We start from the raw sequence: 11,790 nt of genomic DNA on the forward strand, positions 1-11,790 counted from the left end.
CCTTCTATGTTGACGCTAGATCCTAAAGAATTAGAAATACCTGTATTACATGGCCATTTGTTAGGTGCAATTGGTCCACGTCCTATTGCATTTGCAAGTACCATTGACGAAAATGATGTTCCTAATTTGGCTCCCTTCAGCTTTTTCAACGTGTTTTCTGCCAATCCACCTATTATGGTTTTTTCTCCGGCAAGGAGTGGAAGAACAGGGGCAACAAAAGACACCTATGAGAATGTAAAAAAGGTTCCTGAAGTTGTCATCAACGTAGTTACTTATGACATTGTTCATCAAATGTCTTTGGCCAGTTCTCCTTACGAATCGGGCGTAGATGAATTCATTAAGGCGGGATTTACCAAATTAGAATCTGATACCATAAAACCGTTCAGGGTGGCAGAATCTCCTGTTCAATTTGAATGCAAAGTAATTGAGGTAAAAGAATTGGGCAATGGTGGCGGAGCAGGAAATCTGATCATATGTGAAGTGACACGCATTCATATTGATGAGAAAGTAATGGGTGATAATGGAAAAATAGATCAACAAAAAATTGATTTAGTCGCCAGAATGGGTGGTAATTGGTACTGCAGAGCAGACAAGAATTCTATGTTTGAAATCACCAAACCAATTGTTACAAAAGGAATTGGATTTGATCAAATACCACAGGATATATTGTCCTCTAGCATTTTGACCGGAAATGACCTGGGCCAATTAGCAGGCATTGAAGAATTACCCAATGAAACGGATGTCAATGATTACAAATTAGTTGAATTGGCAGATTTATTCGTTTCTTTGGAAGACGAACAAGCAGCATTAGAAATAGCGTTGCACAAAAAAGCAAAAGAGCTTTTAAATGAAGATAAATTGGAAGAAGCTTGGAAAACCCTCCTCTCTTTCAATAATTAATTGTATTTTATAATAATACCAACCTGTAAATAAGTTATAATATGTATACCCTTAAAGGAGAATTAAAAGTAATTAGTGAGATTCAACAAATCAACGATTCTTTCAAGAAAAGAGAATTTGTAGTTGTGGATGCTTCGGGACAATATGCTCAAACAATTTTGTTTCAAGCTGTTCAGGACAGAGTTGAAATGTTGGACAATTTTAAGGTAGGAGATAATGTAGAAGTTACATTCTTCCTAAGAGGTAGAGAGTGGACCAATCCTAAAGATGGAACTGTAAGATTTTTCAATTCGCTTGATGCATGGAAAGTTGAACCATTAGGAAGTGGTGCCGGAGAATCTGCTACAACAGCTGATAATGCTGAAACTTTCGTAGCTGAAGGAGACGACGACTTACCATTCTAAGTTATCCCGGCTGGACTTATTCCTGTTTTAAGTTTCCAATTGTTTTAACAATTTTTTAGCACTTTAACACAGAAAATCATCATATATTTGTTTAAACATATATTTTGATCATGTTAAAGAAAATCATCATAGGAACAGTTATTGTCGTTGTATTGGCAGTGGCTATCATATTCATAATTCCCTGGGGAGAATATGAAAGTAATATTGAAAAATCTAATCTGGAAGAAACAATAGATTACAACAATGAAGAGGTAAACTCATCCCCTTCTTTGGATACGCTACTAGGCACTTATTACACCAGCACCAAAGATGGAGTTGCCGAAATTTTGTTTCATACTGACGGTTTAAAAACTACAAAAGGTGGATTCACTGAATTTGAAATAACTTTTGAAGTACCAGAAGATTTTAAACAATCTACTCTTAGCGTAAAAATTGTTACTGAAAGCCTAAACACAGGCAATAGTACAAGAGATGAGCACTTAAGAGAAGAGGGTTTTTTCCACGTAGAAAAATATCCTGAAATCAATTTCATTTCATCATCAGTTGAGATGGGCGATACTTCATATGTTGCCAAAGGTGAATTGACGCTTAATGGAACTACCAAATCTTTAGACGTACCATTTTTACACCTTGGCAGTGGTGGGGAAACTACAGCAAAGTTTGAGGCATTTCAAGGATCATTTGAAATAGACAGAACCGCTTATGGTCAGGATGAAGAAACCGGAGTAGGAAATATTGTAAAAGTGAACTTCTACTGTGAATTAAAATTGCAACAGTAAACCAAAGTCCTTCAAGCAGAAAGTATTTTAATATATTTACTTTATGCTTGGAGGATTCATAGGACTTTCTGTTTTACTGGTATTTATCATGTTTATGATAATGTATGCCAGAAGAAGAAATCAAAACAAAGCCGAATTATTTAAAGCATTTGCAGAGAGTAAAGGTCTGGAATATGGCCAATCTACACAGTTTCTTTACATGACACCTCAACTCACGGGCTCAGTTGGGGATTTAACAATCAGAATTGACGAAAAAATAATAGGTAAGGGAAAAAGTAAAAAAGTATATACCCAAATCATTTTTTCAGACTCCCCTATTAAGGTTGATTTTAAAATTGGAAAGGAAACTTTCTTCTCAAAAGCGGGTAAAATTTTCGGATTTAAAGACATTGAATTCCAGGATCATCAATTTGATAAAACCTTTTTAATAAAGTCATCTGATGAATCATCATTTAAAGCTTTTCTTGACTATAAAAAACAAGCTTTACTTTCAAAAAATCAACACGATTTAAATGGGACGCTTCAATGCGAATCTGGTGTGTTTTCATACGTAAGTAGAATGGAAATACAAAAACCAAGTCAAATTACACAATTAGATCATATCCTTGAACTCATGCTTGAACTTCAAAAGAACTAATATGAAATTAATATCATCCTTATTTTTTACAGTAATATCATTAATGTCATTTGCACAATTACCTTCGGATTGGATGGGCCATTTTGAAGGTGAACTTACCTCTGTTAATCTAGCCGGTAAAACGGCAAATTTTCACATGGAATTGGATATAGAATTAAATAGTGACAGCACTTACAATTTCACATTGACTTATGGTCAAGATGAGCAACAACAAAAAAGAAGCTATTTACTTAAAAAAGCAGATCAAAATCATTACACACTTGACGAACAAAATGGAATTGAACTGGACATGAACTTTGGAAACAACAGGTTAGTTAGTGTATTTGAAGTACAAGGGAATTTTTTACATGTCTCATACATAAAAACAAAAAAAGGTTTTAAATACGAATTATCTTCTTCAAAGAAAGCTAAAAAGACAGGAGGAGAAAAAGATGCAAATGGCAATGAAATTCCAGCCGTTCAATCTTATAACACCTTATCTTTTCAATATGCTACTTTGAAAAAAACTAAGAAAAAATGAGTTTTTCAGACAAGTTTATAAAGGGATATTCCAAATTATTACCTAGTCCTTTTACTATAGCCATCATTCTTACAGTAATTACCTTTATCCTGGCCTTAGTAATTACTAAACCTGAAAATGTTGGCATTGGAACTTATTCAATTGACCTTTTAAAACATTGGGAAAATGGTTTATGGAACAATACATCAAGTGGACTGTACTTTGCGTTTCAGATGATGCTAATGCTTGTTTTAGGACACATAATTGCTTTATCAAAACCTGTTGCTAAATTCATCAATTATATTATCCAGCCCTGTGTAGATACAAAGTCAACTGCATATGTTGTGACCATAAGCACTATAATGGTAAGCTTATTTAATTGGGGATTAGGATTAATATTTGGAGCAATTCTAGCAAGAAAAGTAGGAGAAAAATTTAATGAACTCAATAAACCACTCAATTACCCATTAATAGGAGCTGCAGCATACTCAGGATTAATGGTGTGGCATGGAGGCATATCAGGATCAGCTCCTATTAAAGCATCTGACGAAGGTAATATTCCAACTTTACTCAATGGAATGGATGTTGATCTTACTACCGTTCCCAGCAGAATTGACATGTCTGAAACAGTTTTTTCACCTATGAATATAGTTGTCACGATTGTTTTGCTAATTGCATTGCCTTTACTCATGTATTGGATTGGAAGAAAAGATAAACCCTATCACAATCTGCCTAAGCTTACGAAAGAAGAAGATAACAATGAAGAAGTTGCAGGAGCAGAAAAACTTGATCACAGTAAAATTTTAGCCTTTACTATTGGTGGTTTTATCATATTCTATGCATTTCACAAAGCAGTAATTCAGCCAGATTACCTATCGCTTAAATTTTTACAACCAAACTTCATCAATTTGACTTTACTTGGATTAAGTCTTATCATGCACAGCAGCATTCATAGGTTTCTTAAAGCCGGTAATGATGCCATTCTGGGAGCAACAGGAATATTACTTCAGTTTCCCTTGTATTTCGGAATATTAGGACTAATGGTTGGTTCTGGATTAATCATGGAAATTTCAGATGCTTTTGTTGATGCGAGCAATGAAAACACTTTCCCATTATACACATTTGCTTCTGCGGGAATAGTAAACATTTTTGTTCCATCAGGAGGAGGACAATGGGCCGTACAAGGACCAATTATAATTGCAGCAGCTCAAGAACTTGGTGCTTCTTATTCCAAGTCAATAATGGCGCTATCCTATGGAGATCAATTAACAAATATGCTACAGCCTTTTTGGGCATTACCATTGTTAGGAATTACCGGCTTAAAGGCAAAAGACATTTTACCTTATACCTTGATTTTGTTCTTAGCCGGATTAATAATATTTGTATTAGGACTGATTATCTTTTAAGCTTCCCAACGTTCATCATGGGGTTTGTAAAAAAGCAATACAAACAAATAAATAGGATAAAAAAGTTGATGTATTAGCACAATACCTAAATCTGAAAAACCATTTTGAACTCCATTGTACATCCTTAAAAAAAGGTATTCAATTAAATACTTACAAAACAAAGGGACAAGAAAAAGCACATCAGCATATACCAACGATAGGGCTATTGAAACAATTGGAACTATTGCAATCAATGAAACAAATAGACCCAACAATAAAGATATTCCACTCTTCATTTTGAATACCTTATTGATCCACCTTTTCCTTTGATTAAACAATGTGATTAAATCAACAGGGGCATCTGTTTCCACTTCTATTGAACGCACTTTTGTTACTTGTATATCTGCATGCAATTCTTTAAAAGCATTTAGTAAAAAAACATCATCCCCTGAGGCGATATTAAAATCTGATCTTATTTCTTTCGCTTGAAAATAACGCTCTTTTCTAAACAAAAAATTAGCTCCATTACTCAATAAAGGTTTATTGAATTTAACTGATATAAAAGTTAAAATCTGCATCCAATCAAACTCAATACTTCCCAAACGAGCAATGAAATTATTAGCTTTCAATCGTACAGGCAAAATCCAACAATCAGCCTCAGCCATCATGTAAACAGTGTTGAGATAAGATTCATTAAATCTAATGTCTGCATCCCAACATAAGATATAATCAAATTGAGAATTAATTATAGCTGTATCAATTGCATCCTTTTTACCTTTTCCATTATTCAACAAAATTTTATGTGGTTTTAATAGATCTTTTGTCAACAAAGCTGCTGTATTATCAGTAGAATGATCATCAACAAAAAAGAATTCAACCTCCATTGATTTGGGAATAATAACCTTGTTAATGCTATCGATTAGACCATGGATACGATCCTCCTCATTTTTAAATGGAATAACAACACTCAATTTTTCAATTTTACCTCTTTTAAGTGGATGTTTTCCCAGGTAAATTCCACTGAAAATTACCGCTAGCAATAATTGTAATAGTGCTACAGTCATGACAATGTAAAACACTTGCGGCATCATCATTCCTTAGATTTTAACAATGGTAAAGCCCCGACAAGAGCAGGCAGACCCAAATTAATCATCCACAATAAAAATACAGAAGTTAAAATAACTGGTGTTTGCACTCCATAAGATTCTAAAACAAATAAGGCTGATGCCTCTCTAACAAAGAGTTTACCAAACAAAAATGAAGGAATTATAGATGTAATTAAAAAGACTAATGCAATAGCAGGAATCAAATTTGACGCTTCACCATTAGCGTTAAAAGCCACCAATAAAAGGTAGAATTGAACTAAAAATATAATATATCTTAAAGAGCTAATAATGAAAAGACTAAGTTTTAATATTAACGACTCATTTTGTATAAAATTCAATGCGGATCTTAATTGCTCAGAGTACAACCTAGACAAGGGATTAAAATCAATTATTGCGGGATATAAGAACAGTACAAATCCGGCCACTAGAACTAATATTGCGGAAAAGCGAATGGCATTTTCATCAATAGCAGGATCTTCAAAACCAATGATCATAAGTGCACCAGTACCAAAGACAATGCTCGCATTAAATTGAGCCAAATTGGAATGAATTGTAGACACAATTGCTTTGGTTCTGTTCACTTTCTGCAAACGAATTGAACGACCAATAAAATTACCGATTCTGTTTGGTGTTAATAAACTAGTACTTATTCCGGACAAAACATCTAAATAGGTCTGTCCAAAACTTTGCCTTTCAATGCGCCTTAAAAGTAAATGCCATTTAACCGATTCAAATAACCAATTAATTGGCATCAACAATGCAGCTATCACAATGAATACAACACCATCTTTATTAAAGGATAAAAAATCAATATCATCATCCCTAAATGATGCGCTTAATTTCCACCCTATAAACAACAATAAAGCCAGTCCGAAGACTAGCTTTATCATTAATAGTTTATTTTTCTTTGTTTTGGTCAACCTATTAAAAGTTGGTATTCCATCTTAATTTACGCTCATTCAACAAACCACGCAAATCTTCGGCAGCTTTTTTAAATTTGAAAACTCCCGCACCAATTGCTTGATTAATGTACATTTCTGCAGTATCAAACTCACTTAACCAAATGTATGCCTCAGCCAAATTAGTATATAATAAAGCCGTTACTTTATCATTTACTCTTGCTTTGTTATCACCCATGTTACTTTCTTTTAACATAGTTTTCCAAATTGTAATGGCCTCATTAATTTTACCTTTTGCTGCTGCTCTGTCTCTTGACTGCCCAACCATTTGATAACCTTGTGATGCAACTGTGAAAGCATTTACCAAATCATTGTATTGATGATCCTTATGCTTTTTAACCGTGTAAATTTCACAAGTACGTGTTTTAACAGGGTATCCACATTTATCATTAATAAAAGTATTGATTTGAGAATAAGAAGTAGATCTGGCACTATTCTCTACATCAGTCCAAATTTTACTTTCATTGTCCAAAGCATATAAATCATATTCATATTGAGATGCATAAGTTCCAATTGTATAAGATCGTATAGAGTTTAGAATGATAGTTTGCAAAACAACACCACTTGAAGGGTCTTCAACTTTTAATTCTAATGGAAGCTTATAATTTGCTGTATATGTATATTTTATAGCTGCTCCTTCGCCTTTTTGAGACATTTTTATTTCATAATTTGAAATAGGTAAGATTCCTACTGTGATAGTAGCACCACCTTCTCCTCTGTCAAAACCGGCTAATGAAACTGAGTTTGAAACCTGATCATCTAATACATCTGCATGTAAAAGTGGTTGGGGTATTTCTCTCATGATTGGTGCAGACGGATAAATAGGCTCTTTAGGCTGAACAACCGTAGTATTTCCACCATTTACCGCTTTTTGCCATGTCACCATTTGTGTTAAATAGTTCTTTTTGGCATTTTTCACTTGCTCTTTCCAGGCTATTAATAAAGCTTCATATTCAAGTGTAGCTTGTTCAACTTTTGCTTGATAAGCAACCAAACTATCGTTATTAGCTTGTTCATACTTACGTTCTACAAGCACATTAAAGGTCTTATAATCAGTCGAAATTGGATTTGATGGCAATTGAATAAAATTGAAGGAAACCTTATTTTCCGTCACATTTTGACCCATAGCCAAAGTACTTATTCCGGCCACCATTAATAGTATCATTTTTTTCATAGGCGTCTATTTAATCTTTAAATATAAAAATATTGATTAGTTCACACCCTAAAACAACAATCTTGCCAATGTGATTTATTTTTAACATAAATAACTAAACATCAACATCCCTACATATACAATTAACCTTCAATTTGATATATTTACATACTTGGATTTTTTGGTGAGGTGAAAACAACTTTCAAAACTTTATTCTTTTTAGTCTTTTTGACCGCTTGTCAAACAGAAACTGAAGTTGATGTATCTGCAGAGCAATCAGCACTGTCAGAGGAATATAATGGCACATTCATCAACCAACAAACAGGAGACACAATACCAACAGGTGAATTTATTTCATTTGATAACAACGGTGTTGCACATGAAAATGGTAGAATATCTATAGAACATAAAGGAAGGCCTTATGGAACAGTAGAAATTCCTTTTCGTAAAAATGAAGGTTATATAAAGGAACATCACGCCTCTTACTTTAACCTGGATTCTGCAATAGTACCTGATTATAATGACACACTTTATTTGCCTCCAGCCGAAGTATTTATCGAGCCAAAAATTGTATCTGTTAAAGAACCTCAGCAACAACATCTCCTTCCAGCAAGGTATAAGGACAATGCTCAATACGATATCAGAACTTTGACTAAAGACGAAGGACTTCCAAGTAATATGGTATTAGACATTATGGTTGATGCCAATGAATATGTTTGGATGGCCACTGACAAAGGTTTGGTAAAATATGATGGACGATCAATTAAAACTTATGATGAAAAGGCGGGATTACCTGAGTCTAACATCACATGTTTAGCACAGGACTTAGACAATAACATTTGGTTTGGTACCAGGAGTTCAGGCGTTATTAAATATGACGGAATGAACTTTACAATTTATCCTATTGATTCTATTGCACTTGCAAAAAAGATCAACCACATCACTTTTGACCATGACAATGAATTATGGATGACAATTGAATTTGGAGGGTTTGCTCACTTTGACGGAACAAAATTCTACAAATATCAACAGGCACAAGGAGTTGTTACTAACCGTCCTACTACCAGTGTATGTGTTGATCCTCAAAACAGAAAATGGATCAGTGGTTTTGGAACTTCGGGTTATGTGATTGATGAAAACAATGTGCTTCGCATTTTACATTCACATCATCATACCAGCACTGGATCTACCTATATCAATGTAATTACAATGGATAAAAATGGGCAACCATATTTTTCTCATTGGAGCGGTTATTTTGCTCATTTAGATAGCGACACAATAAGAACTTTCAGAATTGAAGGAACTCCCGTACCTGATTTGAATATAGACATATATGAAGACAAAGAAAATAATTTATGGTTAGCAGGATATGGAAGAGGATTGTTTCGTTGGAATAGAAACACTAATGAATTAAACCTCTTTGGAGAAGAAGAAGGGATGAATAGCCGCTATGTTGTTTCAATGGACGAAGATCAACATGGTGGACTTTGGGTGTCTACTGAAAATGGAGGAGTTTCATATTTTAAAAAACACTCATTTACTAGTCTAAATCAATATACAGGCTTAGAAAACAACTTGATTTACAGTGTAAAAGAATTTCCCAATGGCACATATTATTATGCTTCACAAGAAGGTGTTATGATTCATGACACATCTGGTTTAAGAAAATACAACCAACACTTTGTTTCAAGAGATATAATGATAAAGCCGGATACCAGTGTTTGGATAATGGGATTAAATGGTGGTCCTATAAGGGTGAAGAGTGACGGTACGGCCGGAAGATTTGGAAATGGATTTGGATGGCCATACAACCCAACATGTGTAGACACCTCCTCCAATGGAGATATTTGGATGGCTGGAAATTTTAATCCTCTTACTCATGTAGCGGACACTGCTGTTTACAATTTTAGCTATCCACAAGGACTGTATATCACCAATTACCGTGATTTATTAATCACTGATAAAGATGAAATATGGATTGCTTCTGAAGGACAAGGTGCGGCTGTAATAATAAAAGACAGCATTAAATATCTCACAAAGAAAGAAGGAATGCTTAGTATGATCATTCATCAACTATCAGAAGACAAGAATGGTAGAATATGGATGTGTACTGAAAAAGGACTGAATTATTACGAAGATGGTGTTTTAAAAAGGGTTGATCATCCTTTAATGAACAGAAACATCATGGCACTTATTCAAGACAAAGAAAACCGTTATTGGATAACAACGGATCATGGAATTTTAGTTTTGGTGCCTAATGAATCCGTTAATAATCAATGGGATTTAAGTGACTATCAAATTCAAAGATTTGACAAAAGCAATGGTATTACCAGCATAGACTTTATTCAAGGTTCAATATTCATTGATTCTGAAAATAGAATCATGATGGGATCTGAAGGTGGATTAATTATTAGAGATTTAGACAATTTAAACTTTGATAAAACACCTCCGAAATGTTATTTGGAAACCGTTTACATCAATGGACATTTTGTTGACTACAAAAATTTAGAAGAGAGTGATTCAGCTGTAATTGACGATATTTCAAGTATCCAAACATCAGGAACTGAGGACAACCACAATATTCCAAAATCTTTAGAATTACCACACACACTCAATCATTTGACATTTGAATTTTCAGGAATTAACTGGAAAGATCCGGACAATTTACAGTTCAAATATTACTTAGAGGGTTTTGAAAAAGACTGGAATATAAGTAGAGACAACAACACTGCAGATTACAGAAACTTGTCTTATGGCAAATATACTTTTCATTTAAAAACTATTGCAAGAGATGGAACAGAGAGCGAAACTACCTCCTTTTCATTTGAAATTAATAGGCCATGGTGGCATGCCTGGTGGGCGCGTATTTTATTCTTATTAATAATTATAGGAATTGTTTTTGGAATCATTAAGTGGCGAACTTTAGAATTAAGAAGAAGGCAAAAAGTGCTTGAAAATGAGATAGAGCTTGCAACAGAAAGTATCCGAAAACAAAAGGAAATAGTAGAATCTCAAAAAGAAAAAGTAGAGGCAGCACATGAAGTGTTAAATACTAAGAATCAAGAAATTCTAGATTCAATCATGTACGCAAAACGAATTCAAAATGCGATCATGCCATCTGAAAGAATGATCAATGAAGCGATTCCGTCTTGTTTCGTTCTTTATAAACCTAAAGATATAGTTGCAGGAGACTTTTATTGGATGGAAGAAGTTGGAGATGATGTGTTACTAGCTGCCGCGGATTGTACAGGACATGGAGTTCCAGGAGCTATGGTTTCCGTAATTTGTAACAACGGCTTAAACAGAGCTGTAAGAGAATTTGGTTTTACCGACCCGGCTTTAGTATTGAATAAAACGCGAGAATTGGTTATTGAAGAGTTCCAAAAATCTGATGAAGGAGTGAAAGATGGAATGGACATTGCCCTTATTAAATTGAACAAAACCAATGGAAAAATTAAGAGCCTAGATTATGCAGGAGCTAATAATCCATTGTGGGTAATCAGAAAAGGAACTAGCACAATAGCAGAATTGGAAGGTACATTACCGGAACGCAGTAAAGTTTTGGAGCAAGATGGATTTACATTCATTGAAATCAAAGCGGATAAACAACCAATTGGAATTTTTGAGGATCAACAGCCATATACCACTCACCATTTTGATTTAATGGAAGGTGATACCATTTTTATATTCTCAGATGGATATGCAGACCAATTTGGTGGCGATAAAGGCAAAAAAATGAAGGCCGCCAACTTTAAAGAATTATTGATGTCTGTTCAAAATCAGGATATTGAAAATCAGATTAAGTTTATTGAAACTGAATTTGAAAAATGGAAAGGTGAGTTTGAACAACTAGATGACGTCTGTGTTATAGGAGTGCGAGTGTAATGAGCACGAACTATAACAGATGACGGAATCTAATCCTGAAATGAAATGGAAGGATTGATGATGAAAGCTCGCAATGCGAGCGC

At 34.2% G+C, this 11,790-nt stretch carries 10 protein-coding genes; 7 read left to right on the top strand and 3 right to left on the bottom strand.

Annotated elements, in window-relative coordinates:
- The first annotated feature begins 6 nt into the window (after positions 1 to 6).
- The 6 genes from K6119_RS12130 to K6119_RS12155 all read left to right on the top strand — a co-directional run bounded on the left by K6119_RS12130 (position 7) and on the right by K6119_RS12155 (position 4,625).
- Positions 7 to 900, top strand: a complete 894-nt coding sequence (locus tag K6119_RS12130) for a flavin reductase family protein (protein WP_221832041.1) — start codon at positions 7 to 9, stop codon at positions 898 to 900.
- 41 nt (positions 901 to 941) lie between these two features.
- Positions 942 to 1,304, top strand: a complete 363-nt coding sequence (locus K6119_RS12135) for a DUF3127 domain-containing protein (RefSeq protein ID WP_221832044.1) — start codon at positions 942 to 944, stop codon at positions 1,302 to 1,304.
- 110 nt (positions 1,305 to 1,414) lie between these two features.
- Entirely contained in the window at positions 1,415 to 2,083 is a 669-nt protein-coding gene (locus tag K6119_RS12140; protein WP_221832046.1) for a YceI family protein, read from the top strand.
- 43 nt (positions 2,084 to 2,126) lie between these two features.
- Positions 2,127 to 2,720, top strand: a complete 594-nt coding sequence (locus K6119_RS12145; RefSeq protein ID WP_221832048.1) for a hypothetical protein — start codon at positions 2,127 to 2,129, stop codon at positions 2,718 to 2,720.
- Position 2,721: 1 nt separating this feature from the next.
- The gene (locus K6119_RS12150) at positions 2,722 to 3,240 is read left to right on the top strand and encodes a hypothetical protein (RefSeq protein WP_221832050.1); all 519 of its coding nucleotides are present in this window, start codon (positions 2,722 to 2,724) and stop codon (positions 3,238 to 3,240) included.
- On the top strand, positions 3,237 to 4,625 hold the full coding sequence (locus K6119_RS12155) for a short-chain fatty acid transporter (RefSeq protein WP_221832052.1): 1,389 nt from the start codon (positions 3,237 to 3,239) through the stop codon (positions 4,623 to 4,625). The genes K6119_RS12150 and K6119_RS12155 overlap by 4 nt, the downstream gene beginning before the upstream one ends.
- Here K6119_RS12155 and K6119_RS12160 read toward each other — a convergent pair.
- Genes K6119_RS12160 through K6119_RS12170 form a run of 3 tightly spaced genes read right to left on the bottom strand, consistent with a single transcriptional unit; the run spans position 4,622 to position 7,843 of the window.
- Positions 4,622 to 5,698 (bottom strand): glycosyltransferase, encoded by a 1,077-nt coding sequence (locus tag K6119_RS12160; RefSeq protein ID WP_221832054.1) that lies wholly within the window; start codon positions 5,696 to 5,698, stop codon positions 4,622 to 4,624. The genes K6119_RS12155 and K6119_RS12160 overlap by 4 nt on opposite strands.
- The gene (locus K6119_RS12165; RefSeq protein WP_221832056.1) at positions 5,695 to 6,600 is read right to left on the bottom strand and encodes a lysylphosphatidylglycerol synthase domain-containing protein; all 906 of its coding nucleotides are present in this window, start codon (positions 6,598 to 6,600) and stop codon (positions 5,695 to 5,697) included. Before K6119_RS12165 ends, K6119_RS12160 begins: the two co-directional genes overlap by 4 nt.
- Before the next feature lie 34 nt (positions 6,601 to 6,634).
- Complete coding sequence (locus tag K6119_RS12170; RefSeq protein WP_221832058.1) at positions 6,635 to 7,843, bottom strand: hypothetical protein; 1,209 nt, start codon at positions 7,841 to 7,843, stop codon at positions 6,635 to 6,637.
- A gap of 168 nt (positions 7,844 to 8,011) precedes the next feature.
- Between K6119_RS12170 and K6119_RS12175 the strand changes: the two genes are divergently transcribed.
- Positions 8,012 to 11,707, top strand: a complete 3,696-nt coding sequence (locus K6119_RS12175) for a two-component regulator propeller domain-containing protein (protein WP_221832060.1) — start codon at positions 8,012 to 8,014, stop codon at positions 11,705 to 11,707.
- Positions 11,708 to 11,790: the final 83 nt, after the last annotated feature.

Source organism: Paracrocinitomix mangrovi, assembly GCF_019740355.2.
Classification (GTDB): Bacteria; Bacteroidota; Bacteroidia; order Flavobacteriales_D; family Crocinitomicaceae; genus Paracrocinitomix; species Paracrocinitomix mangrovi.

Coding starts and splice junctions, on each gene's coding strand:
- K6119_RS12130 (WP_221832041.1), top strand. CDS start 7: ATGTTGACGCTAGATCCTAAAGAATTAGAAATACCTGTATTACATGGC.
- K6119_RS12135 (WP_221832044.1), top strand. CDS start 942: ATGTATACCCTTAAAGGAGAATTAAAAGTAATTAGTGAGATTCAACAA.
- K6119_RS12140 (WP_221832046.1), top strand. CDS start 1,415: ATGTTAAAGAAAATCATCATAGGAACAGTTATTGTCGTTGTATTGGCA.
- K6119_RS12145 (WP_221832048.1), top strand. CDS start 2,127: ATGCTTGGAGGATTCATAGGACTTTCTGTTTTACTGGTATTTATCATG.
- K6119_RS12150 (WP_221832050.1), top strand. CDS start 2,722: ATGAAATTAATATCATCCTTATTTTTTACAGTAATATCATTAATGTCA.
- K6119_RS12155 (WP_221832052.1), top strand. CDS start 3,237: ATGAGTTTTTCAGACAAGTTTATAAAGGGATATTCCAAATTATTACCT.
- K6119_RS12160 (WP_221832054.1), bottom strand. CDS start 5,698: ATGATGATGCCGCAAGTGTTTTACATTGTCATGACTGTAGCACTATTA.
- K6119_RS12165 (WP_221832056.1), bottom strand. CDS start 6,600: ATGATAAAGCTAGTCTTCGGACTGGCTTTATTGTTGTTTATAGGGTGG.
- K6119_RS12170 (WP_221832058.1), bottom strand. CDS start 7,843: ATGAAAAAAATGATACTATTAATGGTGGCCGGAATAAGTACTTTGGCT.